The organism is Enterobacter sp. BIDMC109 (genome assembly GCF_001037885.1).
GTDB classification, from domain to species: Bacteria; Pseudomonadota; Gammaproteobacteria; order Enterobacterales; family Enterobacteriaceae; genus Enterobacter; species Enterobacter hormaechei_C.
The window spans coordinates 242,590-269,141 of the sequence record NZ_KQ090002.1 but is presented as its reverse complement, the minus strand read 5'-3'; the positions used below and the strand labels follow the sequence as shown (position 1 = coordinate 269,141).

Genomic DNA, 26,552 nt, shown 5'->3' with positions numbered 1-26,552 from the left:
TATCTCCTGAGCGTGGGAAAATTGCTGGCGCAGATTGTAGCGGAAATCTGCACCCGTGTACCCTTAAGCTTAAAAAAACTCAGAGCATATCGCTAGTCTGGATGAAAAATGCCGATCACTTGCTCTTCTTTGCGAACGTGATCGCGGGCTTCTTTGTCGGCCTCACGCATCTGGTGACCGCACTTAACACATTCAACGATATCGATATTATTTTCACGCCACATGGCCAGCGTATCTTGCGCCTGGCAGGATGGGCATTTTGCGCCCGCGATAAAGCGTTTACGTACAGCCATCTTTCGTTACCCTTTATTCAAATTCATCCCAGCCGTCGAGCTGGCGTCGTTCCTGTTGCATCTCACGCTGGAAGATCTCCTCCAGTTCGCGACGCGCTTCCCGCACGCGGGAGATCTGCGCCGTGTCGCTGTGCACGGGCATCAGTTCACGCAGCATTCGCATATCCAGCCGGCGGAAATGCATCTGGGCGCGTTGCGCCTGATGAGGATGCATACCCAGCGAAACCAGCGCCTTGCGTCCCAGCTCCAGCGCGCTGGAGAAGGTTTCGCGGGAGAAGTGTTTCACACCCGCCTGCAAAAGTTCGTGAGCCTCAACACGTCCGCGCGCACGCGCCAGAATATGCAGATGCGGGAAATGCTGCTGACACAGCTCCACCAGCTTCATTGTGTCTTCCGGATCGTTGCAGGTGATGACGATGGACTCCGCAGCCTCTGCCCCCGCCGAGCGCAACAGCTCAAGCTGCGTCGCATCGCCGTAGTACACCTTATAACCATATTTGCGCATCAGGTTGACGGCGCTGATATCGCGCTCCAGCACCGTAATACGCATTTTGTTCGCCATCAACAGGCGACCAATCACCTGTCCGAAGCGGCCAAAGCCCACGACGATCACCTGCGGTTTATCATCTTCCACCCACGGCGCTTCGTCTTCATCGTCCGCAGGATTCAGGCGGCGCGACAGCAGTTTGTCCACCAGCTTCATCAGCAGCGGCGTGGTCATCATCGACAGCGTGACCGTCACCAGCAGCAGCGCCATCTGGTCATCTTTGAACAGCTTCTGAGACGACGCCGTGGAAAACAGCACGAACGCAAATTCTCCCCCCTGGCTTAACACGCTGGAAAACTGCATTCTTTCCGAGCTGCGCAGCCCGTAAATCCTCGCGAGGAGATACAGCACCAGCGTTTTGACCGCCACCAGCACGGCGACACTCGCAATAACCCACAGCAGATGGGTATAGAGCACGCCAAGATTAAGCGCCATACCTACCGAGATAAAGAACAGCCCTAACAGCAGCCCCTTAAACGGATCGATGGCGGTCTCCAGCTCGTGGCGGTACTCGCTTTCCGCAAGCAGCACCCCGGCGATAAACGTCCCGAGCGCCATCGACAGCCCCAGCGCATCCATAAACAGCGCTGAGCCAAGCACCAGCAGCAGCGTTGCGGCGGTGAATACCTCGCGCACGCCGGATGCCGCAATAAACCGGAACACCGGACGCAGTAAAAACCGTCCGCCGATCAGCATCCCCGCGAAGGCCAGCACCTTCATGGAGATCTTCATCCAGTCGAAATGATCGTCTCCGGATCCCGCCAGCAGCGGCACCAGCGCCAGCGCCGGGATCACCGCTAAATCCTGGAACAGCAGCACCGAAAAACCCAGTTGCCCCGCCTCGTTGCGGTTCATCCCTTTGTCGCGCATCAGCTGAAGCGCCATCGCCGTCGACGACATCGCAAGACCGATCCCGCCAATCACCGCGGCCTGCCAGGAAAACTGCGTCAACATCAGCAGTCCCGCGAGAATGGCCGCGCTGAGTAACACCTGCGCCGCCCCGACGCCAAAAATAGATTGCCGCAGTTGCCACAGCTTGGCGGGGTTCAGCTCCAGCCCGATGATAAACATCAGGAAGACCACGCCCAGCTCGGAGAAGTGGAGAATTTCATCCACATCGCTGATAAACCCAAGCCCCCAGGGGCCAATGGCGATCCCCGCCAGCAAATAGCCCAGCACCGCGCCAATGCCGAGACGCGCGGCAAGCGGGACCGCGACGACGGCGGCAAACAAAAACAGCACCCCGGCAAGGAGTAAATTCGAACCGTCCATTAGCGTCCTCCCGCCGGAATCGGTGACGCCAGCCATTCGCCATAGGCCCTGGCATGGCTCGCCAGTGCTTTCGGATCCTGCCGCCGTGCCCAGTAGATAATAATCGGGCTCATCCAGTGCATACGGCACATCGCCGCCGTCAGCTCAAACGGCCGCAGAATGTCGCTCATGGGGTAACGGTTCAGCCCGTCGTGACGGTAAGCGCTTTCCGGCTCACCGGTGGTAATGACACTCCGCCAGTACTTTCCCGCCAGCTGGTTGCCCCCCACCCCGCTGGAGAAGCCCCGGCTCAGCACGCGGTCCAGCCACTCTTTGAGCAGCGCCGGACAGCTGTAGGTATAAAGCGGATGCTGGAACACAATCACGTCGTGCTGACGCAGCAGTTCCTGCTCGTAAGGAATATCGATAAAAAAATCAGGATAGTGCGCGTAGAGATCGTGCACCGTTACGTTACTGAGCTGTGTGGCCGGCTTAAGCAGCACCCGGTTCGCCACCGAGTCCTGTGATTCCGGATGGGCATACAGCAGCAGCACTTTCGCTGTCTGAGACATCACTCCCCTCCCGGTTCTGTTTTTGTGTATTGTTGTCGTTTTGGGCTACCATGGCGGCCCGGTGGGGAAAATGGCCCACACCTTACATTATCATAATGACAAATTAACATAGTCGGAACATACGGCGCTTCTATGATTGTTTTCTCCTCGTTACAAATTCGTCGCGGCGTGCGCGTCCTGCTGGATAACGCGACTGCTACCATCAACCCGGGCCAGAAAGTGGGGCTGGTCGGCAAAAACGGCTGCGGTAAATCCACCCTGCTGGCGCTGCTGAAAAACGAGATAAGCGCGGATGGCGGTAACTTTACCTTCCCGGGCAACTGGCAGCTCGCCTGGGTGAACCAGGAGACGCCCGCGCTGAGCGAACCCGCGCTCGACTATGTTATCGACGGCGATCGTGAATACCGTAAGCTCGAAGCGGAGCTCAACGCCGCCAACGAACGTAACGACGGCCACGCCATCGCCACCGTCCACGGCAAGCTGGACGCCATCGATGCCTGGACCATTCGCTCCCGTGCCTCCAGCCTGCTGCACGGTCTGGGTTTCAGCAACGAACAGCTTGAACGCCCGGTGAGCGATTTCTCGGGCGGCTGGCGCATGCGCCTTAACCTGGCCCAGGCGCTGATCTGCCGCTCCGACCTTTTGCTGCTCGATGAACCAACCAACCACCTCGATCTTGATGCGGTTATTTGGCTGGAGAAGTGGCTCAAGAGCTATCAGGGCACTCTGATTCTGATCTCTCACGACCGCGACTTCCTCGATCCGGTAGTGGATAAAATCATTCATATCGAACAGCAAAGCATGTTCGAATACACCGGCAACTACAGCTCTTTCGAGCGCCAGCGCGCGACGCGCCTTGCCCAGCAGCAGGCGATGTATGAAAGCCAGCAGCAGCGCGTGGCGCACCTGCAAAGCTTTGTGGATCGCTTCAAGGCCAAGGCGTCAAAAGCCAAGCAGGCGCAGAGCCGCATCAAGATGCTGGAACGCATGGAGATGATCGCCCCGGCGCACGTGGATAACCCGTTCCACTTCAGCTTCCGCGAGCCTGAAAGCCTGCCTAACCCGCTGCTGAAGATGGAGAAGGTCAGCGCGGGCTATGGCGATCGCATTATCCTGGACTCTATCAAGCTCAACCTGGTGCCGGGTTCACGCATTGGTCTGCTGGGACGTAACGGCGCCGGTAAATCGACGCTGATCAAGCTGCTGGCGGGCGAGCTTAACCCGGTCAGCGGCGAAATCGGCCTGGCGAAAGGCATCAAGCTTGGTTACTTCGCCCAGCATCAGCTGGAATTTTTACGCGCGGATGAATCGCCGATCCAGCACCTGGCGCGCCTGGCGCCGCAGGAGATGGAGCAGAAACTGCGCGACTACCTCGGCGGCTTTGGCTTCCAGGGCGATAAGGTGACTGAAAACACCGAGCGCTTCTCCGGGGGCGAAAAAGCCCGTCTGGTGCTGGCGCTGATCGTCTGGCAGCGCCCGAACCTGCTGCTGCTTGATGAACCGACCAACCACCTCGATCTCGACATGCGCCAGGCGCTGACCGAAGCGCTGATAGAGTTCGAAGGGGCGCTGGTTGTCGTATCGCACGACCGCCACCTGATCCGCTCCACCACCGACGATCTCTACCTGGTGCACGGTGGCAAAGTGGAGCCGTTCGACGGCGATCTGGAAGATTACCAGCAGTGGCTGACGGACGTGCAGAAGCAGGAAAACCAGCCGGAAGAGTCAGCGAAAGACAACGCCAACAGCGCCCAGGCGCGTAAAGACCAGAAGCGCCGTGAAGCGGAACTGCGCACCCAGACGCAGCCGCTGCGTAAAGAGATTGCCCGTCTCGAAAAAGAGATGGAAAAGCTCAACGCCACGCTTGCTGCCGTCGAAGAGAAGCTGGGCGACAGCGAACTGTACGATCAGAGCCGCAAAGCGGAGCTGACGGACTGTCTGCAAACTCAGGCGAAAGCCAAATCCAGCCTCGAAGAGTGCGAAATGGCATGGCTGGACGCGCAGGAACAGCTGGAAGCGATGCTGCAAGCCGACTAACACGCCGGGAGGGTTATGGGCTTCGATACCACGAGCGAGATTACATTCCGTAAGCTCAGCATCTTCATGACGTTCATGGAGAAGGGCAATATCGCACGTACCGCCGAAACGCTCGGCCTGAGCGGTGTCAGCGTGCACCGCGCGCTGCATACCCTCGAAGAGAACGTCCGCTGCCCGCTCTTTGCTCACAAAGGGCGTAACCTGATTGCCCTCCCCTCCGCATGGACGCTGCTGGAGTATTGTCAGGAGGTGATGCAGGTGATGGAGCGCGGGCTGGAAGAGTCGCGCAAGATCGCCGGTATCGGCCAGGGACGGTTGCGCGTCGGCACGCTCTACTCGCTGACGCTGGAAACCGTGCCGCGCCTGATAATGGGCATGAAGCTGCGCCGTCCGGATCTGGAGATGGATCTGACGATGGGCTCGAACGAAACCCTACTCCATATGCTGGATGAGGGATCGCTGGATGCGATTTTAATCTCTATTTCCGAAAGCGATATCGACCGTAACAGCCTCGAAGTGCTTCCTCTGTTCCATGACGATATTTTCCTTGCCGCACCGGCCTCTGCCACGCTGAATACCAGCGGCCCCGCCGATCTGCGTGATTATAAAGATCAGAAGTTTGTCGCCCTAGCGGAAGGGTTCGCCACTTACGCCGGGTTTCAGGAAGCGTTTCATATCGCCGGTTTCGAGCCGGAGATTGTGACGCGCGTGAACGATATCTTCTCGATGCTGAGTCTGGTGCAGGCGGGGGTCGGGTTTACGCTGATGCCGGGCAGGATGAAGAAAGTGTATGAAAATTCGGTACAGCTACTGAAGCTGGCGCAGCCGTACCAGATGCAGCAGCTGATTGCGATCGTCTTTGCCCGCAACCGCGAGCAGGATCCGAGCCTGCGGGCATTGGCCGCGGAAGGGCGGATGTATGCGAGAAGTTTGCAGGATAGTGCCTGATGTTATTGCCCGGTGGCGGCTGCGCCTTACCGGGCCTACTCCCGAATTGTAGGCCCGGTAAGCGTAGCGCCACCGGGCTAAAAACTCATGCACGAAGCCGACCCGCCAGATGCACCGCCACGTCCACCCCGCTGCGCTCCAGCGAAATGGATTCACCTTCCCACGCCGCCTGCCGCGTCAGACAGGTCAGGATGCCCCCTGGCGGCATCTCAATCGCCAGCCGCGCTTCACGCTCGTTAGCGGAAATCACCGCCTCCTGCCAGCGCACGGTTCGCGCCATATTCATCGCCAGATCGTCGGCAATTTTCTCCGGCTGCCAGAGCACGCGTCCGGTACTGCCGCTCAGGTACGCACAGCGCGGACGTGAAAGCGTGACCGAATTAAATGCTGCCACCAGCTTCTGCGCCGGTTCCGCCAGCAGTTCACAGTGCGACGGTACGCTCACCGCCAGCCGCTTAGCCTTGCTCGCGCCTTTTGCCAGGGCGCGCTCCGCCACCTGCGCCATGCCGTCATCGGTTCCGGCAATCACGATCTGCGTTTCGGCGTTCAGGTTAGCAATATAGGTTCCTGTCCCCTGAAGCAGGTTTTCCACCTGGGGCAGGGTCAACCCCATAATCGCCGTCAGGCCGTAGCCGTGCGGGTATGCCTGCTCCATCAGATCGCCGCGCAACGCCACCAGCTTCAGCGCGTCCGTAAAGTCCAGCGCACCGGCGATAACCGCCGCAGGATAAGCGCCAATGGACAGCCCGCTGACGATATCCGGCGACACGCCGCGACGTTCCAGCTCGCGCGCCCACGCCACGCCGGCAATCAACAGCGAAAGCTGAACCGCACGGGTGTGGGTTAACGAGGATGCGCTGTCCAGGGTATCAACTTCCGCCCCCAGCACAGCACGGGCCTGCTCCAGCTCCGTTCCCGGCAGGTTTTGCAGCATACCTTCATGCTGTGTGCCCTGCCCCGGAAAGGTAAACAGTATTTTCATTACTCCTCCCTGTGCCATGGATCCGCCACCAGGCGCGGTCCACATTGCGTTTTTAGCAGCGTTTTGCCGTCGCGTAACCATTCCGCCAGCGCGAATCCGCCCTCGGGCGTGTCCACCTGCGTATCCGCCCGGCACAACGCACGGCTGAGCTGAGCCTGCCAGCCAGTAAACGCCTCAGGGGAAACGGCACGCGGGGCGCGGATGAGCAGATCGAGATCGCTGTCGGCGTGGATCACCGGAATGCCGGTCGCCAGCGCGTACCCCGTACTGCCGGTTATCCCCCACGTCCACGTCCACGACTGCTGCGCAAGCTGAAGCGCCACCTGAACCGGCGGCTGAGTGATAAACGGCGAACGCAGCAGGTCGGCGGCAACGCTCAAATCTTCGGGCGACACCACGCGCAACACGTTCTCAGGCTTCACCCATCCGGCCGCCCGCTGGTCGCGGCGCAATCCGCGCACGCCAACGGGAATACGGCCTTCATTATCAACATCACGCCGCACCACTACCGGTAGTCCGGCATGCCAGGCCGCGTCCACCCAGGATTCGGTAATCCCTTCCAGGGCGTCGCGCGCGGTAAGCCAGATGAGGTCGTGTGGGCGTAATGTTGTGGTCATGATTACATTCCTGAAGTCAGCGAGATAAACAGCGGCAGCGACAGGATACACAGTACGGAGCTCAACAGCAGCACGGCTTCAGCATCCGGCGACTGCACGCCAAAGCGGTTACCGAACACCACGCCAAAGAAGCCCGCGGACAGCGCAATCATCAGGATGGCGGTGATCGCCACAGAACCGTGCAGACCGAAGATTAAAACGATACCCCAGGCAATCGCTGGCTGGATCAGCAGCTTGGCGATAGTGGAAGTGATCACCATGGTGTTGATCTGAAGTTTACGCGCGGAGAGGATCACCCCGGTCAGGAACAACGCCGCAGCGGTCGCAGACAGTCCCAGCGGTTTAATCGCCGCCAGTACCAGCTCCGGCATTTTGATGCCGATAGCGGACAGGATCACACCCAGCAGCGGGCCCATCACGATCGGTTTTTTAATGGAACGCCACATCAGCACCGGCAGCATGGAAAGCGTTGAACCCGAGTTATTGCCTTCGGCGCGGGCTTTCTCACGCTCCAGAATCAGCAGGCAGAACGGGGTCATCAACACTGAACCACAGGCGATGGAGACCGCCACGGACAGTGAGGTTGAAGGGCCTTCGCCCAGCACGCTGCCCAGAATCGGCAGGCCAAGCGCCGCGTAGTTTGGCAGGGCGACGGTAAGCGTCAGCACGGCCGCATCCTGCGGGGATTTTTTAAACACTTTCGTCGCGAGGAAGTAGATGACCGCATAGGTGATCCACATCGCCAGGGTGAGCACCAGGATCAGCGGCGACTGCGCCACGATGCCGGTCCACGGGGTTTGCACGGTGGCGCTGAACAGCGCAGCCGGGAGTGCAAAATCCATCACGAAGATATTCAGCAGGGAAACATTTTTGTTATCGACCATCTTTGCCTTACCGGCCCAGAATCCCAGCAGCATGATGACGAAAATCGGTGCAAGAGCATGAACAATTACGTAAGTCATAAATCACCTGTAGTAAAAAAGTTTAAGCACTGGCGCGATGTTTATTATTTTCAGGATGCAGGTTCCCGCGTGGACGCAACGGGCGCGCCCACGGGGTGATGCATCTGGCAGGTCTCTTTTTACTTACCAGCTGGCTCGCATACGTTCACGTACGAGCGCCGAGCTGCGGCGGTTGTCAGCACCCAGACGGTTTTTCAACGTGGTGTCCTGACGAGCGTCGCTGATGGCCTGTTGCAGGGTGGTTTTCACCCGCGTCAGATCGCTTTCGGTAGGGGCATCCGGATTGCTGATATCCAGCAGGTCGGAAAGCAGCCCCAGCGTGGCGTAGTTGCTGATGTCATACGCCATTGGCGGAATGGTTGCAGCCAGTTTTTCCAGCGCCTCAACGGTACGCAGCGTAATGCGCGCCGCAGACTCTTTGCCCATGGCATGGATCAGCACGCCTTTATCGTTGAAGGCAATCAGACGGTTAGCCTGGTAGCCGTGCGCCAGAAACGCGCCGGACATGGCCTTACCGACGATAAGACCAATCACCGGATGACCCGCCAGCCGCGCATTAGCGTAGGCGGCAGCGGCGCCGGCCAGCGCCTGGTGGATACCAAACGCCTCTTCGCGACGGCCATAGGCCTGGCTTGGGACGTCGATTACCGCCACAATCGGGCGCTTCACGGCTTTATCTGCGTCGGCGGCGACGGTTTCGCTGACCACTTTTGCCAGCGTCCATCCTTCCAGCAGGCCGACTTCACCCTGCGCCGCGCGCGGGAAGTGGTTGTTGGCGTCCGGCACCACGGTAACAAAACGCACCGTTTCACCGTTTAGCTCGCCGTCTGCGGCCTGCACGGACGGGCATAACCCCTCCAGACGTTTCGCGTTCGGGGCCAGAGTTTCCAGCCAGAGTTCGCCACGGCTAATTGAGTTAGTCATCATTTCACCTCCCGGGCAAAAAGCGCTTTAATCTGTTCGGCATCGGCCTGTTTGCGGGTGTCGAAATTCGTCAGACGGTTCAGGTAATCGTCGTAGTTATCGGTGCGATGTTTCGCCGGTACGCCTTTGGCGATGGCTTCGTTCATCGCGGCTTTCACCGCGTTCACGCCGTCGCCCACCAGCGCGTCCACCAGCCCGCTTTCAAAGCGTACTTCGCCGCCGGTCATGCTCCAGATAAACGGACGGTCGCGGGAGTCATACTCTTCAATGCCCGCTTCCTGCTCGATAACCTGCGGACCGTTGAGGCCGAGCCGCGCTTCGCGGGTCACAATCAGGTAGCTGCACAGCGCCGCGGCGATAGACATCCCACCGAAGCAGCCCACGGTCCCGGCGACAATCCCGACGACCGGGGTATAGCGACGCAGGTCAACGATCGCGGCGTGGATATCGGCAATCGCCGCCAGGCCGAGGTTGGCTTCCTGCAAACGTACGCCGCCGGTTTCGAGGCACAGCACCGCCTGAGTCGGAATGCCGTTGCGGTTATCTTCCGCCGCCAGCTCCAGCGCTGCCGCCATTTTGGCGCCGGACACTTCGCCCATGCTGCCGCCCTGGAAGGTGCCTTCAATCGCCACCACCACCGCAGGCTGGCCGTTGATGGTCCCTTTCGCGACCACCATGCCGTCATCGGCCTGAGGAACAATCCCCTGTGGCCCAAGCCACGGAGAGATAATGCCTTCAAACGGATCCAGCAGTTCGCGGTAGCTGCCGTCGTCGAGCAGCGCCTGCGCACGCTGGCGCGCTTTTAATTCGATAAAGCTGCTGTCATCACGCATGGTTCACCCCTTCAAAAACCTGTTCGATACGAATGCGTGCCACGCCCGGCGTCGCGCCGAAGTCGTGGATGGTCAGCTTACCTGCGGGCAGGCTGCTGACGGTTTGCAGGCGGTTGAACAATGCCTCCCAGCGCCCGCGGCTGTTGTCGACGGAGGTGGTGATATCAATGGTTAAGGTCTGGCCCGGTTCGGCGGTGAAAAGCACCTCCATATCCCCGGAACCGACGACCCCTGCCAGCGCCCTGCCGCTTACTTCGCGGCTGGCGGGCACGGTCAATGTGATTTTTTCCATAACATCCTCTTAATGCTTTGAATAGGGCGTTTCGGCGCGGTCAAGAAACAGCGTGGCGGCAAGCAGGTCTGCGGCTCCGCCCGGCGAGGCGTTAAGCGCCAGCATCTGACGGTCTAACCGCGCCAGCGCCTGCTGCCCCGCGAGGGTTGCGCATCCTCCGGCGTTCAGCACCGCACGGGCGCCGTTCTGCATGGCGTCCAGCCCCTCCATGCCGGCGCGCGACAGCACGCAGGTGTCGGTGAGCGAGGTCATGATCGCCATCAGCGCGTCGAGTCTGGCCTGCGTTTCGCTGCTGCCGTTGAGACGGCTGAGGCGAAGCTGCGGCAGCGCGCGCTGCATGATGTGCGGAAACGCCTGCTGAGCCTCTTCACGCGCGCCCGGTACGCGGTAGCGGTGCGTGACGCGTAACCCCTTGCTGAACACTTTCGGCGCCGCGTCATCCGGCAGCTTCGCCAGCTGAGCGGCGGTGTTCGCGACGATTTGCGCCCGGGCATCGCCGCCCAGCATCGCCACCGCGCTCACCAGCAATCCCAGCGCCCAGATCGCGCCACGGTGCGTGTTCACGCCGTCGGTAGCGGCCATCATCTGCCGTTCACCTTCGCGACCCAGGCGGCCAACGGTTTGCCTGAGGGCAATATCCGCCGGACGCTGCCAGCTCTGCTGCGCCAGCGCCTGAAACGTGGGGGTCAGGCTGTGAGCGGAGCGCTCCATCAGCGCAAGCGATAAATCGTGGTGCGCGCCGTTCCCCCGGCTGTCCACCAGACCGGGCTTCGGGCTTAAACGTGCTTCGTCAATCAGACACTGCGTGGCGGTTCGCGCCAGCCATTCGGCACCGCCTTCAACCTGGATCTGGGGCAGAAGTTTCATTACCAGCTCCGGAATTTCGCAGGTGGGTTGTAAAGACCGCCGGACCATTCCACCAGGTCCGCGACGCTACCGGCCGCCAGCAGCGAACGGGTGGCATCGGTGCGGCGAATGCCCATATCTTCCGGATACACAACCTTGCCGCTCTGGCGCAGTTCCGCCACGCGTTTGGCGTCAACGCCCAGACCGATATCGGTGATACCCGCCACGGCGGCGACCATGGCGCGACGCTCTTCCAGATCTTTCGCCCGGTAGAGGTAAGCAATCCCCTCTTCCGTCAGCACGTGGGTGACGTCATCGCCGTAAATCATGACCGGCGCCAGCGGCATACCGGAGGCTTTCGCGACCTCAACGGCGTCGAGTTTTTCCACGAAGGTTGGCTTCACGCCCGCCTGGAAGGTTTCCACCATCTGCACAACCAGCTTTTTACCGCGCTGCATCGGGTCAGGCTCGGTGATCATGTTCAGCCAGGCCGGTGTGGCGTGGCGACGACCGTGCGGATCGTGGCCCATGTTTGGCGCGCCGCCGAAGCCGGAAAGACGGCCGCGGGTCACGGTTGAGGAGTTAGCGTAACCATCAACCTGTAGCGTGGAGCCGATAAACATATCGACCGCGTACTGACCAGCCAGCTGGCAGAAGGCGCGGTTAGAACGCATGGAGCCATCGGCACCGGTAAAGAACACGTCCGGGCGGGCGCGGATGTACTCTTCCATTCCCAGCTCGCCGCCGAAGCAGTGGACGCTCTCCACCCAGCCGCTTTCGATGGCCGGGATCAGCGTTGGATGCGGGTTCAGGGTCCAGTGTTTACAGATTTTGCCTTTGAGTCCGAGCTGTTCGCCGTAGGTTGGCAGCAGCAGCTCGATCGCTGCGGTGTTAAAGCCAATCCCGTGGTTCAGGGACTGCACCTGGTGTTCAGCGTAGATGCCTTTAATCGCCATCATCGCCATCAGGATGTGTTCCTGTTTGATCAGGCGCGGGTCGCGGGTGAAGAGCGGTTCGATAAAGAACGGCTTATCGGCAACCACCACAAAATCAATCCACGAGCCCGGAATATCCACACGCGGCAGGTCGCACTCGTCGTCCACCAGCTCGTTCACCTGCGCGATGACGATGCCGTCATGGAACGCGGCGGCTTCCACCAGCGCCGGAGTATCTTCGGTACTCGCCCCGGTATAGAGGTTGCCTTTGCGGTCCGCTTTAAAACCGGCAATCAGCGCCACGTTTGGCGATAGGTCGACGTATAAACGTGAGTAGAGTTCGATGTAGGTGTGAATCGCCCCGATTTCGAGCTGACCATCCTCCAGCAGTTGGGAGATTCGCAGGCTTTGCGTACCGGAGAAGGAGAAGTCCAGCTTGCGGGCGATGCCTTTCTCAAAGATGTCCAGATGTTCGCTGCGGCCCACGCTCGGCATGATCATATGCAGATCGTGCACGATTTGCGGGTTCACTTCCGCCAGTGAACGGGAAAGGAAATCCGCCTGCTTCTGGTTGTTGCCTTCCAGAACGACTTTGTCGCCTGGTGCGATCAGTTTTTCCAGCATGGCGACAAGATCGCCGGTTGGCAGTACCTTGCCCTGCACCGGTACGGACGCCAGACGACGCGCTTTCTCACTGCGTCGGGTGTTCCATTGCCGGGTGGGTGTTTGCCCAGATAACATTATTAACCTCCTGATTCAGCACATCATTCTGATTTGCTTAACGTTGAGTAAAGTGTGCGCTCTGGTGAGAAAGGCATCAATTAAGCGTAGAGCCAAATCATTAGCCTGAGAGTAATAATCAAGGTAAATATTTGTGATCGGGATCAGTTCATGTTTCGGAAAAACGGGCTAAACGGGGTACAATTCGGAAGGTATAGTTAATTTCTGACAAGAATCAGCATCGCCCTTATGACCCAAATCATTCCCTCAGACTTCGACATTGCAGCCGAAGAGAGCGCAGAGTTCGTGCCCATGCGCGGTGTGGCTAACCCTCACCTGCAAACCATGCTGCCGCGCCTGATCCGCCGCAAGGTACAGTTCACCCCGCACTGGCAACGCCTGGATTTGCCGGATGGCGACTTTTTGGATCTCGCCTGGAGCGAAGATCCGGATCGGGCCAGACATAAACCCCGTCTGGTGGTGTTTCACGGTCTGGAAGGCAGCCTGCACAGCCCTTACGCACACGGTCTCATTGAGGCGGCGAAAGCCCGCGGCTGGCTTGGGGTAGTGATGCATTTTCGCGGATGCAGCGGCGAGCCTAATCGTCAGAAACGTATTTATCACTCGGGTGAAACCGAGGACGGTACCTGGTTCCTGCGCTGGCTAAGAGACAATTTCGGCGAGGCGCCAACGGCAGCGGTGGGGTATTCGCTGGGCGGCAATATGCTGGCCTGCCTGCTGGCGAAGGAGAGCGACGCCGTACCGCTGGATGCGGCGGTGATCGTCTCTGCGCCCTTTATGCTGGAGCAGTGCAGCTATCATATGGAAAAGGGGTTTTCGCGAGTGTACCAGCGCTACCTGCTCAACCTGCTGAAAGCCAACGCCGCGCGCAAGCTGAAGGCCTATCCGGATACGCTGCCTGTGACGCTGCAACAGCTCAAACGCGTGAAGCGCCTGCGCGAGTTTGATGATTTGATCACCTCGAAAATTCACGGCTTTGCCGATGCGATTGACTATTACCGTCAGTGCAGCGCCATGCCTTTACTGAACCAAATCACGAAACCTACGCTGATTATCCACGCCAAAGATGATCCGTTTATGGATCACCACTCGATTCCGGCACCCGATCATCTGCCGGCCAACGTGGAGTATCAGCTCACCCAATTCGGCGGACACGTCGGCTTTGTTGGCGGCACGCTGCGTCGGCCAAAAATGTGGCTTGAGACGCGTATTCCCGACTGGTTAACGGCTTATCTGGACGGTAAATAATGATTATTCCCTGGCAGGATCTCTCTCCCGACACGCTCGATAATCTGATTGAAAGCTTTGTCTTGCGCGAAGGCACCGATTATGGTGAACATGAACGTTCGCTTGAACAAAAGGTCAACGATGTTAAGCGCCAGCTTAAAAGCGGCGACGTGGTGCTGGTATGGTCCGAACTGCATGAGACGGTCAATATCATGCCACGCAACGCGTTTCACGGCTGATCTTTACACTTTTCCAGTCAGGGAGTTGCTATGTCTGCCAGACATCCGGTTATTGCCGTTACGGGTTCGAGTGGGGCGGGAACCACTACCACCAGCCTCGCCTTCCGCAAGATCTTCGCCCAGCTTAACTTACGGGCGGCAGAGGTAGAAGGCGACAGCTTTCACCGCTACACGCGCCCGGAGATGGATATGGCCATCCGCAAGGCGCGCGATCTGGGTAAACACATCAGCTACTTCGGCCCGGAGGCGAATGACTTCGGCCTGCTGGAGCAAACCTTCCGTGAATACGGGCAAAGCGGTACCGGGCAGTCCCGCAAGTATCTCCACACCTACGATGAAGCCGTGCCCTGGAACCAGGTCCCCGGCACGTTCACGCCCTGGCAGCCGCTGCCGGAACCGACTGACGTGCTGTTTTACGAAGGATTGCACGGCGGCGTGGTGACGCCTCAGCACGACGTGGCGCGCCACGTGGATTTGCTGGTGGGGGTGGTGCCGATTGTTAACCTTGAGTGGATCCAGAAGCTGACGCGTGACATGAGCGAGCGCGGCCATTCGCGAGAGGCGGTCATGGACTCGGTGGTGCGCTCCATGGAAGATTACATCAACTTCCTGACGCCGCAGTTCTCCCGAACCCACATTAACTTCCAGCGCGTCCCCACCGTGGACACCTCCAACCCGTTCGCTGCAAAAAGCATCCCGTCGCTGGACGAGAGCTTTGTGGTGATCCACTTCCGCAACCTGGAAGGCATTGATTACCCCTGGCTGCTGGCGATGCTACAGGGTTCGTTTATTTCGCACATGAATACGTTAGTGGTACCGGGCGGAAAAATGGGGCTGGCAATGGAGCTGATCATGACACCGCTGGTGCAGCGACTGATGGAAGGAAAGCAGATTGCGTGAATTGTTTTGCCCGGTGGCGCTGCGCTTACCGGGCCTACGGGCGTGCTTTTGTAGGGCGGGTCAGCGAAGCGCCACCCGCCAAAAAATTAAGCCGCGATTACTTCATAAGAATGGGTGATTTTTACCGCTTTCTCCAGCATTAGCGCCACAGAGCAGTATTTCTCCGCAGACAGGTCAACCGCACGCGAGACCGCCGCATCCTTCAATTCTTTGCCGGTGACGATAAAGTGCAGATTAATATGCGTGAACAGGCGTGGCGCCTCTTCGCGACGTTCTGACGTCAGCTTCACTTCACAATCGGTCACGTCATGACGGCCTTTTTGCAGGATCGACACCACGTCGATCGCGCTGCATCCCCCCGCCGCCATCAGCACCATTTCCATTGGGCTTGGCGCTTTATCGCCGGAGTTGCCATCCATCAAAACCTGGTGCCCGGAAGCAGACTCGCCCAGGAACGTTAACCCTTCAACCCATTTGACACGCGCTTGCATATTCACTCACTCCAACGTTGCATTTTTTATGACAGATTACGTGTACGTTACATTTCTCGCAACGGAAGGCGACCTGCGTCATGCTGAAGCGAGACACCAGGAGACACGCGGCGAAAGCTATGCTAAAACACTCTGGATGCTACAGTAATACATTGACGTTACACATGTATGCAGAGGACATCAAACTTTACTGGCTGCGAAACGTTACGACAGCCGACTTCCCAGGTATGGGTAAGAATTCGATTGCAACCCCAGAGTCCGGATGCATCTTATGACTCTGGTGACAGCTTATAACAGAGGATAACAGCGCATGGTGCTTGGCAAACCGCAAACAGACCCGACTCTCGAATGGTTCTTGTCTCATTGCCACATTCATAAGTACCCATCAAAGAGCACGCTGATTCACCAGGGTGAAAAAGCGGAAACGTTGTATTACATCGTTAAAGGCTCGGTGGCCGTGCTGATCAAAGATGAAGAAGGGAAAGAGATGATCCTTTCTTATCTGAACCAGGGCGATTTTATCGGTGAACTGGGCCTGTTTGAAGAAGGCCAGGAACGTAGCGCCTGGGTTCGTGCAAAAACAGCATGTGAAGTGGCTGAAATTTCTTACAAGAAATTCCGTCAGCTGATTCAGGTCAACCCTGACATCCTGATGCGTCTTTCTTCCCAGATGGCACGCCGTCTGCAAGTGACCTCTGAGAAGGTGGGTAACCTCGCCTTCCTGGACGTGACCGGTCGTATCGCGCAGACGCTGTTGAACCTGGCGAAACAGCCAGACGCCATGACCCACCCTGACGGTATGCAAATTAAAATTACCCGCCAGGAAATCGGTCAGATCGTCGGCTGCTCCCGTGAAACAGTGGGCCGTATCCTGAAGATGCTGGAAGACCAGAACCTGATCTCTGCCCACGGTAAAACTATCGTGGTCTACGGAACCCGTTAATTTCGGTCAAACGGCGTGCCGCCGCAGGGTGGCACGCCGTTTTTGTCTCTACTCCTCATGTGGCGCAGGCTGATCTATCACCCGGAAGTTAACTACGCACTGCGACAAACGCTGGTGTTGTGTCTTCCCGTGGCCGTGGGCCTGATCCTCGGACATCTTCAGCAAGGCCTGCTGTTTTCTCTTGTGCCCGCCTGCTGCAACATTGCCGGTCTGGATACACCGCATAAACGCTTTTTTAAACGTCTGATTATTGGCGGCTGCCTGTTTGCCGGCTGTAGCCTTGCCGTACAACTCTTACTGGCCCGCGACATTCCTCTGCCGCTGATCCTGACCGTGCTGGCGATGACGCTCGGCGTCACCGCCGAAATCAGCTCGCTGCACGCCCGCCTGCTTCCCGCGTCGCTGATTGCCGCCATCTTCACCTTAAGCCTTGCGGGCAATATGCCGGTGTGGGAGCCATTGCTGATTTACGCCCTCGGCACGCTATGGTACGGGCTGTTTAACTGGTTCTGGTTCTGGCTGTGGCGGGAACAGCCGCTGCGCGAATCCCTGAGCCTGCTCTACGTGCAGCTTGCTGAATACTGCGAAGCAAAATACACCCTGCTCACTCAACATACCGACCCGGAAAAATCCCTGCCGCCGCTGCTGGCGCGCCAGCAAAAAGTGGTGGATCTGATCAGCCAGTGCTATCAGCAGTTGCACATGCTTGCCGCCAACAAAAATCATGAATACAAGCGGCTGCTGCGAACCTTCCAGGTCGGGCTGGATTTGCAGGAGCATATCTCCGTCAGCCTTCATAATCCGGAAGAGGTGCAAAAGCTGGTGGAGCGCAGCCATGCGGAAGCGGTGATCCGCTGGAACGCGCAGACCGTCGCGGCCCGCCTACGGGTGCTGGCTGACGATATCCTCTATCACCGCTACCCGACGCGCTTTAACATGGACAAACAGCTCGGCGCGCTGGAAAAGATTGCGCGTCAGCACGCGGATAACCCGGTCGGGCAATTTGCTGCCTGGCATTTCAGCCGCATCGCCCGGGTGTTACGCACCCAGCGCCCGCTTTATGCCCGGGACCTGATGGCCGATAAGCAAAAACGGCTGCCGCTACTGCCCGCGCTCAAAAGTTATCTTTCACTGAAATCTTCCGCCCTGCGCAATGCCGCGCGGATCAGTGTGATGCTGAGCATCGCCAGCCTGATGGGAATGGCCCTGCACCTGCCGAAACCCTACTGGATCTTAATGACCGTGCTGTTTGTCACCCAGAACGGCTATGGCGCCACGCGGGTGCGCATTCTGCATCGGGCGGGCGGTACGATGGCGGGGCTGATTATCGCGGGCGTGACGCTGCACTTCCACGTGCCGGAAGGCTATACCCTGGCCGGTATGCTGGCAATCACGCTGGTGAGCTACCTGATCATCCGCAAAAACTACGGCTGGGCGATGGTGGGCTTTACGGTGACGGCGGTGTATACCCTGCAACTGCTCACGCTTAACGGGGAACAGTTTATTATTGCCCGGCTGGTCGATACGCTAATTGGCTGCCTGATCGCCTTTGGCGGCATGGTCTGGCTGTGGCCGCAGTGGCAAAGCGGGCTGCTCAGGCAGAACGCCCACGACGCGCTCGAAGCTGACCAGCAGGCCATTCGTCTTATTCTGAGCGATGACCCGCAGCCCTCTCCGCTGGCCTACGAGCGCATGAAGGTCAACCAGGCGCATAACGCCCTGTTCAACTCCCTTAACCAGGCCATGCAGGAGCCGGGCTTTAACGCGCACTATCTGGCTGACATGAAGCTGTGGGTCACGCACAGCCAGTTTATCGTCGAGCACATCAATGCCATGACGACGCTGGCGCGGGAGCACACGATGCTGACGACGGATCTGGCGCAGCGCTATTTGCAGTCGTGTGAAATTGCGTTGCAGCGCTGTCAGCAGCGTCTGGAGTATGACGCGCCGGGCGAGTCAGGGGATTCGAACATTCTGGAAGCGCCGGAGACGCTGACCCACGGGCCGATGAGCACCCTTGAGCAGCATTTACAGCGCGTTCTCGGGCACCTGAACACCATGCACACCATTTCGTCGGTGGCATGGCGTCAGCGCCCGCATCACGGGATTTGGTTAACGCGCCGGTTAAAACGAACCGCGTATTAGCCGCTGACGATCTTCGCGACCGCCGCGGCAAAACGGGTTAATCCGTCTTCGATGTCTTTGTCTTCCACCACCAGCGATGGCGCAAAGCGCATCACGTCCGGCCCGGCGTTGAGCACCATGACGCCTTCGTGCGCGGCGGCGTGCAGGAAATCGCGCGCGCGGCCTTTGTACTGCGGCTTCAGTTCGGCGCCGATCAGCAGCCCCATCCCGCGGATGTCGCTGAAGACATCAAACTGTTGGTCAATCTGCTGGAGATGTTTCACAAACAGGTCGCGTTTCGCATTCACGCCATTCAGGACGTCCGGCGTATTAATGATGTCGAACGCCGCACCCGCCACGGCGCACGCCAGCGGATTACCGCCGTAGGTGGAGCCGTGTGAGCCCACATGAAATGCGGAAGCGATATCCTGGGTGGTGAGCACCGCACTGACCGGGAAACCGCCGCCGAGCGCTTTCGCGCTGGTCAGAATATCCGGTGTTACGCCGTAGTGCATATAAGCAAACAGGTCTCCGGTACGCCCCATCCCACACTGCACTTCATCAAACACCAGCAGCGCCTGGTGCTCGTCGCACAGCTCGCGCAGCCCTTGCAGAAATTCCGGGGTGGCCGCCGTGACGCCGCCTTCCCCCTGAATGGGCTCGACCACCACGGCACAGGTGTGATCGTCCATCACCGCTTTAACGGCGTGGAGATCGTTAAACGGCACGTGGATGATATCCGCAGGTTTCGGACCAAAGCCGTCGGAATACTTCGGCTGGCCGCCAACGGAAACGGTAAAGAAGGAGCGTCCGTGAAAGGCGTTATGGAAGGCGATGATTTTGGTTTTGTACGGGCTATGACGCGTGGTTGCGTAGTAGCGCGCCAGCTTAAAGGCGGTTTCGTTGGCTTCGGTGCCGGAGTTCATAAACAGCACGCGTTCGGCGAAGGTGGCATCGATGATCTTACGCCCCAGACGCAGCGCCGGTTCGTTGGTGAACACGTTGCTGGTGTGCCACAGCGTTTCGCCCTGCGTTTTCAGCGCGTCCACCAGCGCAGGATGGCAATGGCCCAGCGCCGTCACCGCAATACCGCCTGCGAAATCAACATACTCGTTGCCCTGCTGATCCCAGACGCGGCTGCCTCTCCCTTTCACCGGGATAAACTCAGCCGGTGCATAAATCGGCAGGATCACTTCATCGAATGTCGCGCGGGTAATTGCTGGTTGTTCAGTTGCCATGTCATGACCATCCATTTTTATGTCACATTGATTGTGAAAATATAATCACAAAATATGCATAAAAAATCACAACAAGGCAACAGATATTCAGCGATTAAGGAAATTGGCCAGCAGCGCGTGCCCCTGTTCGCTGAGAATGCTTTCCGGGTGGAACTGCACGCCTTCCAGATCGTACTCACGGTGACGAATGCCCATGATCTCCTGCGTCTCGCTCCAGGCGGTGACCTCAAAGCAGGCCGGCAGGGTCGGCGGATCAATGATCAGAGAATGGTAGCGCGTCACGGTTAACGGATTGTTTAGCCCCAGAAATACGCCGGTACCGGTGTGCGTGACCGGAGAGGTTTTGCCGTGCATGACTTTCGCGGCACGGACAATGGTGGCGCCAAAGACCTGCGCAATGGCCTGATGACCCAGGCAGACGCCCAGAATCGGCAGTTTGCCCGCATAATGGCGGATCGCCTCCAGCGAGATACCGGACTCCGAAGGGGTACACGGCCCCGGCGAAATCACGATTTTCTGGGGTGCCAGCGCGTCAATGTCAGCCAGCGCGATCTCATCGTTACGGCGGACAACCACCTCTGCCCCCAGCTCACAAAAATACTGGTAAAGGTTCCAGGTAAAGGAATCGTAGTTATCAATCAGCAGAATCATGGCGGCTCCTGAAAAAATGGCCGCCCTATTTTACGCAGATTCCCGCGCTTCGCTCACAACTTTGGCAAAGATGGCGTTCAGGGCTGTCAAATCCCCCATTGCCCCGCTCTGATTGGCGGCTGCCCAGTCGTTCGGGTCGATCCCCTGCCAGTTCAGCACATAGCCCGCATGAATAGCCAGTTGTTCAAAGAAGATCCGCTGGGCCACGCCATTACCGCTCATAAACGGATGTAGCATGTTGATTTCACAGTAGTAATGACTGATTCTGTCTGTAAACTCTTCTTTCTGAAGGCCCACCAGATATTTATCACTTTCCAGCGAAGCCATCAGCTCATTACCCACTTTCTCGATGTACTCGAAATGGCAAAAAGGAATGTCGCCCTTAGAAATATCGGCGGTGCGCAGCTCGCCCGCGCCTTTCATTTCGTTGCGGAATAAATGGCGGTGAATAAGACACAGATGGGGTAAACCCGGTGCGGAAGGCCCCAGTTCCAGCGTCTCGATATCAGGTTCAGCGGGACCCTTACCTTTTTCAAGGAGGCAGCTGGCCTGAAAATTGACCTTACGTTGTTGCTCCCAGAGACGGGATTTTTGCTTGTCGGTGAGTTTTTTCACTACGCCTCCCTGAATAGTCCGTTTGCCACAAGTATAAGCAGCAAAACGCGCTTTCGCAGGGAGGGTGGAAAGACACGGGCAAGATGTGCCCGTGTGGGGGAACGATTATGGCAGCACTTTCGCGGAGAGAATGACGACTGGCTTAGACGGCACATTCTGGTATGGACCGACATCGTGAGTCTGAACCTGAGAGATCTTATCCGCAACGTCCATGCCTTTCACCACTTTGCCAAACACCGCGTAGCCAAAGTCGCGCTGACCGTGGTCCAGGAAGGCGTTATCAGCCACGTTGAGGAAGAACTGGCTGGTGGCGCTGTCTTTGTCCGCCGTACGCGCCATGGAGATGGTGCCGCGCTTGTTCAGCAGGCCGTTGTCTGCTTCATTTTTGATGGGCGGGTTGGGCTGTTTCTGCTGCATCTGCTCGTTAAAACCGCCACCCTGAATCATAAAGCCCGGGATCACGCGGTGGAACGTGGTGTTGTTATAAAAACCACTGTTCACGTAGTCGAGGAAGTTTTTCACCGAAACAGGGGCTTTCTGGCTATCCAGCTCCAGCTCAATATTCCCCGCAGAGGTAGTCAGCAGGACGTGGGGGTCTCCTTTGGCTGCCAGCGCAGCAGGGGAAACGGCAGAAAGAGCAAACACAGCTGCGACAGCCGCCAGTGTTGATTTGAGCATGAGAATTCCTTAACAAAGCGCAGTATAAAAAGCGAATGGCTTGATTCTAAAGAGCAGTATGAACCCAGACCAGTCTTTTACCTAATTTTACCAAATTGAAACAATTATTACCGCGCAAACGATTGTTCAGCCCGCAACGCAATGTGATCTACATCACGTTAAAGCCTGCAATTGTGCTCAAAATTTTCTGAAAAGATTTAATTAGATCACTTTCGCGACTAAAATCTGCCCGCTCAAACGCAGTCATTGCGTTTTTCTTTACTTTTAACAGGCCAGACATGACTAACAGCAATCGCATCAAGCTCACATGGATCAGCTTCTTCTCTTACGCCCTGACCGGCGCGTTGGTGATCGTCACCGGGATGGTGATGGGAAATATCGCAGACTACTTCCAGCTGCCCGTTTCCAGTATGAGTAACACCTTCACCTTCCTGAACGCGGGGATCCTGATCTCTATTTTCCTTAATGCCTGGCTGATGGAAATCGTGCCGCTGAAAACGCAGCTGCGTTTCGGCTTCGCGCTGATGGTTGCCGCCGTGGCGGGCCTGATGCTGAGCCACAGCATCGCCCTCTTCTCTGCCGCCATGTTCGTGCTGGGCCTGGTGAGCGGGATCACCATGTCGATCGGTACGTTCCTGATTACGCACATGTATGAAGGCCGCCAGCGCGGCGCGCGTCTGCTGTTCACCGACTCCTTCTTCAGCATGGCCGGGATGATTTTCCCGATGGTCGCCGCGTATCTTCTGGCGCGCAGCATTGAGTGGTACTGGGTGTACGACTGCATTGGTCTGGTTTATGTCGCGATCTTTGTTCTCACCTTCGGCTGCGAGTTCCCGGTGCTGGGCAAAAAAGCGCAGACTACGTCCGAGCCGGTTGCGAAAGAAAAATGGGGTATCGGCGTACTGTTCCTCTCCATCGCCGCGCTGTGTTACATCCTCGGCCAGCTGGGCTTTATCTCCTGGGTTCCTGAATACGCGAAAGGTCTGGGCATGAGCCTGAACGACGCGGGTAAACTGGTAAGCGATTTCTGGATGTCTTACATGTTCGGCATGTGGGCGTTTAGCTTTATCCTGCGCTTCTTCGACCTGCAACGGATCCTGACCGTTCTGGCGGGTCTGGCGACCGTGCTGATGTATCTGTTCATCAACGGTTCCCCGGAGCATATGCCGTGGTTCATCCTGACCCTGGGCTTCTTCTCCAGTGCGATTTACACCTCGATCATCACCCTTGGCTCTCTTCAGACCAAAGTGGCCTCGCCAAAGCTGGTGAACTTCGTGCTGACCTGCGGCACCATCGGCACCATGCTGACCTTCGTGGTCACGGGCCCGATTGTTGCGCACAGCGGCCCGCTGGCGGCGCTGCATACCGCTAACGGTCTGTACGCCGTGGTGTTCATCATGTGCTTCGTGCTGGGCTTTGTGACCCGTCACCGTCAACACAACCCGGCAACAGCTACCCACTAATCGCCGTAACCCCTTTGCGTACTGCAAAGGGGTTTTCCCCTGCTCACCCGCCCTGCCCGCCAATGGGTTAAAAAACACCACTACATTTGTGCAAAAAATAAGCACGCACAAAAATCAAACAATATCCGTCACTTATAAAAATCCTGACAAATCATAGATATACCCACTAAGGGGTAGGTGAAGGCGTATTTGATTTGCATCAATAAGTGCCCCTGCTGAATCGTTAAGGTAGGCAGTAATAGAAAAGAAATCGAGGCAAAAATGAGCAAAGTCAGACTCGCTATCATCGGTAACGGCATGGTCGGCCACCGCTTTATTGAGGATCTTCTCGATAAAGCCGATGCTGAGCAGTTCGATATTACCGTGTTCTGTGAAGAACCCCGCAAGGCGTACGACCGTGTGCACTTGTCTTCCTACTTCTCTCACCATACCGCCGAAGAGCTCTCTATGGTGCGTGAAGGGTTCTACGAGAAGCATGGCGTAAAAGTGCTGGTGGGCGAACGCGCTATCACCATCAACCGTCAGGAGAAAGTGATCCACTCCAGCGCCGGACGTACGGTTTTTTACGATAAGCTGATCATGGCGACGGGCTCGTATCCGTGGATCCCGCCTATTAAAGGGTCGGAAACCCAGGATTGCTTCGTTTACCGTACCATTGAAGACCTCAACGCCATTGAATCCTGCGCACGTCGAAGCAAACGCGGCGCGGTTGTCGGCGGTGGTCTGCTGGGTCTGGAAGCGGCAGGCGCGCTGAAAAACCTCGGCGTTGAAACCCACGTCATCGAATTTGCCCCGATGCTGATGGCGGAACAACTGGACCATATGGGTGGCGACCAGCTACGCCGTAAAATCGAAAGCATGGGCGTGAAGGTTCACACCAGCAAGAACACCAAAGAGATCGTGCAGGAAGGCACCGAAGCGCGTAAAACCATGCGCTTTGCCGACGGCAGCGAGCTGGAAGTGGATTTCATCGTCTTCTCCACCGGTATTCGCCCGCGCGACAAGCTGGCCACCCAGTGCGGTCTGGCCGTTGCGCAGCGCGGCGGGATCATGATCAACGATACCTGCCAGACCTCCGATCCGGATATCTACGCCATCGGCGAATGCGCCAGCTGGAATAACCGCGTATACGGTCTGGTTGCACCAGGGTACAAAATGGCGCAGGTCGCCGTTGACCATATCCTCGGCAGCGAAAACGCCTTCACCGGCGCAGACATGAGCGCCAAGCTGAAACTGCTGGGCGTGGACGTGGGCGGTATTGGTGATGCGCATGGCCGCACCCCGAACTCCCGCAGCTATGTTTATCTGGACGAAAGCAAAGAAGTCTACAAACGCCTCATCGTCAGCCAGGACAACAAAACCCTGCTCGGGGCGGTGCTGGTGGGTGATACCAGCGACTTCGGTAACCTGCTCCAGCTGGTGCTGAACGCCATTGAGCTGCCGGAAAACCCGGACGCGCTGATCCTCCCGGCACACGCCTCCAGCGGTAAGCCGTCCATCGGCGTGGATAAACTGCCGGACAGCGCGCAAATCTGTTCCTGCTTCGACGTGACCAAAGGCATGCTGATCTCCGCCATTAACAAAGGCTGCCACACCGTTGCGGCGCTGAAGGCGGAAACCAAAGCCGGGACCGGCTGCGGCGGCTGTATTCCTCTGGTCACTCAGGTGCTGAACGCCGAGCTGGCAAAACAGGGCATTGAAGTGAACAACAACCTGTGCGAGCACTTCGCTTACTCTCGCCAGGAGCTGTATCACCTGATCCGCGTGGAAGGCATTAAGTCCTTCGACGAACTGCTGGAGAAACACGGCCAGGGCTATGGCTGTGAAGTATGTAAGCCTACCGTCGGTTCTCTGCTGGCGTCCTGCTGGAACGAATATGTGCTCAAACCAGAACACACTCCGCTTCAGGACACCAACGATAACTTCCTGGCCAATATTCAGAAAGACGGGACTTACTCGGTGATCCCGCGTTCTGCCGGGGGGGAAATCACCCCGGAAGGGCTGGTCGCCGTGGGCCGTATCGCCCGTGAGTTTAACCTGTACACCAAAATCACCGGCTCCCAGCGTATCGGCCTGTTCGGTGCGCAGAAAGATGATCTGCCGGAAATCTGGCGTCAGCTGATTGAAGCGGGCTTTGAAACCGGTCACGCGTACGCCAAGGCGCTGCGCATGGCGAAAACCTGCGTGGGCAGCACCTGGTGCCGCTACGGCGTGGGCGACAGCGTGGGCTTTGGCGTAGAGCTGGAAAACCGCTACAAAGGCATCCGTACGCCGCACAAAATGAAGTTCGGCGTGTCAGGATGTACCCGTGAATGTGCGGAAGCCCAGGGGAAAGACGTGGGTATCATCGCCACCGAGAAAGGCTGGAACCTGTACGTGTGCGGTAACGGCGGGATGAAACCTCGCCACGCGGATCTGCTGGCCGCCGATCTCGATCGCGATACGCTGATCAAATACCTCGACCGCTTCATGATGTTCTACATTCGTACCGCCGATAAGCTGACCCGTACCGCGTCCTGGCTGGATAATCTCGAAGGCGGCATCGACTACCTGAAATCGGTCATTATCGACGACAAGCTGGGTCTGAATGAACAGCTGGAATCCGAGATGACTCGCCTGCGCGAGGCGGTGATCTGCGAGTGGACCGAAACCGTGAACACGCCAGCGGCGCAGACGCGCTTCAAACACTTTATCAACAGCACCCAGCGCGACCCGAACGTGCAGGTGGTACCGGAGCGCGAACAGCATCGTCCAGCGACCCCGTATGAACGTATTCCGGTGATGCTGGTGGAGGAAAACGCATGAGCCAGTGGGTAAACATCTGCAATATTAACGACATTCTGCCAGCAACCGGCGTCTGTGCCCTGCTGGGCAACGAGCAGGTGGCGATTTTCCGCCCTCGCCACGATGAACAGGTCTATGCCATCAGCAATATCGACCCGTTCTTCGAGGCCAGCGTGCTCTCCCGCGGTCTGATTGCGGAGCACCAGGGCGAGCTGTGGGTTGCCAGCCCGCTGAAAAAGCAGCGCTTCCGCTTAACCGACGGACTCTGCATGGAAGATGAAAGCTTCTCGGTCAAACACTACGACGTCCGCGTGAAGGACGGCGAGGTGCAGTTGAAAGCGTAACCCCTCGCCTTTTCAATAGGAAAGGCTTATGACCCCTTATGGGTAATGGCAGGAAAAACCGTATGTTCTGTACGA

26 protein-coding genes are annotated in these 26,552 nt (G+C 57.8%); 10 read left to right on the top strand and 16 right to left on the bottom strand.

Going from position 1 to position 26,552, the window contains the following annotated elements:
* Window positions 1-92 precede the first annotated feature (92 nt).
* From SK62_RS01220 to kefG, 3 genes are read right to left on the bottom strand one after another with little or no spacing between them, the layout of a single operon-like run.
* Window positions 93-293, bottom strand: coding sequence for a YheV family putative zinc ribbon protein (locus SK62_RS01220; protein ID WP_003861689.1), 201 nt, complete (start codon window positions 291-293; stop codon window positions 93-95).
* A gap of 13 nt (window positions 294-306) precedes the next feature.
* Window positions 307-2,112 carry a glutathione-regulated potassium-efflux system protein KefB gene (kefB, locus tag SK62_RS01215; protein WP_032103994.1) on the bottom strand — a complete coding sequence of 602 codons (1,806 nt, stop codon included), beginning with the start codon at window positions 2,110-2,112 and terminating at the stop codon, window positions 307-309.
* Window positions 2,112-2,663, bottom strand: a complete 552-nt coding sequence (kefG, locus tag SK62_RS01210) for a glutathione-regulated potassium-efflux system ancillary protein KefG (RefSeq protein ID WP_003861686.1) — start codon at window positions 2,661-2,663, stop codon at window positions 2,112-2,114. The genes kefB and kefG overlap by 1 nt, the downstream gene beginning before the upstream one ends.
* Window positions 2,664-2,795: 132 nt before the next feature.
* Between kefG and SK62_RS01205 the strand changes: the two genes are divergently transcribed.
* Together SK62_RS01205 and SK62_RS01200 are read left to right on the top strand one after the other, a co-directional pair.
* Window positions 2,796-4,700 (top strand): ABC transporter ATP-binding protein, encoded by a 1,905-nt coding sequence (locus SK62_RS01205; RefSeq protein ID WP_045333837.1) that lies wholly within the window; start codon window positions 2,796-2,798, stop codon window positions 4,698-4,700.
* A gap of 15 nt (window positions 4,701-4,715) precedes the next feature.
* The gene (locus tag SK62_RS01200) at window positions 4,716-5,648 is read left to right on the top strand and encodes a LysR substrate-binding domain-containing protein (protein ID WP_017384171.1); all 933 of its coding nucleotides are present in this window, start codon (window positions 4,716-4,718) and stop codon (window positions 5,646-5,648) included.
* Window positions 5,649-5,733: 85 nt separating this feature from the next.
* Here the strand turns inward: SK62_RS01200 and mdcH are convergent, their stop codons facing one another.
* From mdcH to mdcA, 8 genes are all read right to left on the bottom strand, one after another.
* Window positions 5,734-6,630, bottom strand: coding sequence for a malonate decarboxylase subunit epsilon (gene mdcH, locus SK62_RS01195; RefSeq protein ID WP_017384170.1), 897 nt, complete (start codon window positions 6,628-6,630; stop codon window positions 5,734-5,736).
* Complete coding sequence (locus SK62_RS01190; RefSeq protein WP_017384169.1) at window positions 6,630-7,247, bottom strand: malonate decarboxylase holo-ACP synthase; 618 nt, start codon at window positions 7,245-7,247, stop codon at window positions 6,630-6,632. Before SK62_RS01190 ends, mdcH begins: the two co-directional genes overlap by 1 nt.
* 2 nt (window positions 7,248-7,249) lie before the next feature.
* Complete coding sequence (locus tag SK62_RS01185) at window positions 7,250-8,209, bottom strand: AEC family transporter (RefSeq protein ID WP_000222846.1); 960 nt, start codon at window positions 8,207-8,209, stop codon at window positions 7,250-7,252.
* A gap of 123 nt (window positions 8,210-8,332) precedes the next feature.
* Window positions 8,333-9,133: a biotin-independent malonate decarboxylase subunit gamma gene (mdcE, locus tag SK62_RS01180; protein ID WP_032620995.1), complete on the bottom strand. Its 801-nt coding sequence runs from the start codon at window positions 9,131-9,133 to the stop codon at window positions 8,333-8,335.
* Window positions 9,133-9,966, bottom strand: coding sequence for a biotin-independent malonate decarboxylase subunit beta (locus SK62_RS01175; RefSeq protein ID WP_017384167.1), 834 nt, complete (start codon window positions 9,964-9,966; stop codon window positions 9,133-9,135). Before SK62_RS01175 ends, mdcE begins: the two co-directional genes overlap by 1 nt.
* On the bottom strand, window positions 9,959-10,258 hold the full coding sequence (mdcC, locus tag SK62_RS01170; protein ID WP_000411786.1) for a malonate decarboxylase acyl carrier protein: 300 nt from the start codon (window positions 10,256-10,258) through the stop codon (window positions 9,959-9,961). The genes SK62_RS01175 and mdcC overlap by 8 nt, the downstream gene beginning before the upstream one ends.
* A gap of 9 nt (window positions 10,259-10,267) precedes the next feature.
* A complete protein-coding gene (locus tag SK62_RS01165) occupies window positions 10,268-11,125 on the bottom strand; it encodes a triphosphoribosyl-dephospho-CoA synthase (RefSeq protein WP_023295527.1) in 858 nt (285 codons plus the stop codon).
* Window positions 11,125-12,780, bottom strand: a complete 1,656-nt coding sequence (gene mdcA / locus SK62_RS01160; protein ID WP_015571421.1) for a malonate decarboxylase subunit alpha — start codon at window positions 12,778-12,780, stop codon at window positions 11,125-11,127. Before mdcA ends, SK62_RS01165 begins: the two co-directional genes overlap by 1 nt.
* Before the next feature lie 228 nt (window positions 12,781-13,008).
* Here mdcA and SK62_RS01150 point away from each other — a divergent pair, with 228 nt between their 5' ends.
* From SK62_RS01150 to SK62_RS01140, 3 genes are read left to right on the top strand one after another with little or no spacing between them, the layout of a single operon-like run.
* The gene (locus SK62_RS01150) at window positions 13,009-14,028 is read left to right on the top strand and encodes a hydrolase (RefSeq protein WP_017693875.1); all 1,020 of its coding nucleotides are present in this window, start codon (window positions 13,009-13,011) and stop codon (window positions 14,026-14,028) included.
* Window positions 14,028-14,246 carry a YheU family protein gene (locus SK62_RS01145; RefSeq protein WP_014171926.1) on the top strand — a complete coding sequence of 73 codons (219 nt, stop codon included), beginning with the start codon at window positions 14,028-14,030 and terminating at the stop codon, window positions 14,244-14,246. Before SK62_RS01150 ends, SK62_RS01145 begins: the two co-directional genes overlap by 1 nt.
* Before the next feature lie 30 nt (window positions 14,247-14,276).
* Window positions 14,277-15,146: a phosphoribulokinase gene (locus SK62_RS01140; RefSeq protein ID WP_003861663.1), complete on the top strand. Its 870-nt coding sequence runs from the start codon at window positions 14,277-14,279 to the stop codon at window positions 15,144-15,146.
* A gap of 86 nt (window positions 15,147-15,232) precedes the next feature.
* On the opposite strand, the gene SK62_RS01135 is transcribed toward SK62_RS01140, so the two are convergent.
* A complete protein-coding gene (locus SK62_RS01135; protein WP_015571423.1) occupies window positions 15,233-15,637 on the bottom strand; it encodes an OsmC family protein in 405 nt (134 codons plus the stop codon).
* A 310-nt stretch (window positions 15,638-15,947) separates the two neighbouring features.
* Between SK62_RS01135 and crp the strand changes: the two genes are divergently transcribed.
* Both crp and SK62_RS01125 read left to right on the top strand, forming a co-directional pair.
* Complete coding sequence (gene crp, locus SK62_RS01130) at window positions 15,948-16,580, top strand: cAMP-activated global transcriptional regulator CRP (protein ID WP_000242758.1); 633 nt, start codon at window positions 15,948-15,950, stop codon at window positions 16,578-16,580.
* A 57-nt stretch (window positions 16,581-16,637) separates the two neighbouring features.
* Entirely contained in the window at window positions 16,638-18,725 is a 2,088-nt protein-coding gene (locus tag SK62_RS01125) for a YccS/YhfK family putative transporter (RefSeq protein ID WP_032104001.1), read from the top strand.
* Here the strand turns inward: SK62_RS01125 and SK62_RS01120 are convergent.
* The 4 genes from SK62_RS01120 to ppiA form a co-directional block, all read right to left on the bottom strand.
* Window positions 18,722-19,942 carry a bifunctional acetylornithine/succinyldiaminopimelate transaminase gene (locus tag SK62_RS01120; RefSeq protein WP_023295528.1) on the bottom strand — a complete coding sequence of 407 codons (1,221 nt, stop codon included), beginning with the start codon at window positions 19,940-19,942 and terminating at the stop codon, window positions 18,722-18,724. The genes SK62_RS01125 and SK62_RS01120 overlap by 4 nt on opposite strands.
* Window positions 19,943-20,029: 87 nt before the next feature.
* Window positions 20,030-20,593 (bottom strand): aminodeoxychorismate synthase component 2, encoded by a 564-nt coding sequence (pabA, locus tag SK62_RS01115; protein WP_017384162.1) that lies wholly within the window; start codon window positions 20,591-20,593, stop codon window positions 20,030-20,032.
* Between the two features lie 30 nt (window positions 20,594-20,623).
* The gene (locus tag SK62_RS01110; RefSeq protein WP_026080671.1) at window positions 20,624-21,208 is read right to left on the bottom strand and encodes a putative adenosine monophosphate-protein transferase Fic; all 585 of its coding nucleotides are present in this window, start codon (window positions 21,206-21,208) and stop codon (window positions 20,624-20,626) included.
* Between the two features lie 105 nt (window positions 21,209-21,313).
* Window positions 21,314-21,886 carry a peptidylprolyl isomerase A gene (ppiA, locus tag SK62_RS01105; RefSeq protein ID WP_000920483.1) on the bottom strand — a complete coding sequence of 191 codons (573 nt, stop codon included), beginning with the start codon at window positions 21,884-21,886 and terminating at the stop codon, window positions 21,314-21,316.
* Window positions 21,887-22,164: 278 nt separating this feature from the next.
* Here ppiA and tsgA point away from each other — a divergent pair, with 278 nt between their 5' ends.
* The 3 genes from tsgA to nirD all read left to right on the top strand — a co-directional run bounded on the left by tsgA (window position 22,165) and on the right by nirD (window position 26,477).
* A complete protein-coding gene (tsgA, locus tag SK62_RS01100; RefSeq protein WP_047718165.1) occupies window positions 22,165-23,349 on the top strand; it encodes an MFS transporter TsgA in 1,185 nt (394 codons plus the stop codon).
* 261 nt (window positions 23,350-23,610) lie between these two features.
* On the top strand, window positions 23,611-26,154 hold the full coding sequence (gene nirB / locus SK62_RS01095; protein WP_047718164.1) for a nitrite reductase large subunit NirB: 2,544 nt from the start codon (window positions 23,611-23,613) through the stop codon (window positions 26,152-26,154).
* Window positions 26,151-26,477, top strand: coding sequence for a nitrite reductase small subunit NirD (gene nirD, locus SK62_RS01090; RefSeq protein ID WP_015571429.1), 327 nt, complete (start codon window positions 26,151-26,153; stop codon window positions 26,475-26,477). The genes nirB and nirD overlap by 4 nt, the downstream gene beginning before the upstream one ends.
* Window positions 26,478-26,552 lie beyond the last annotated feature (75 nt).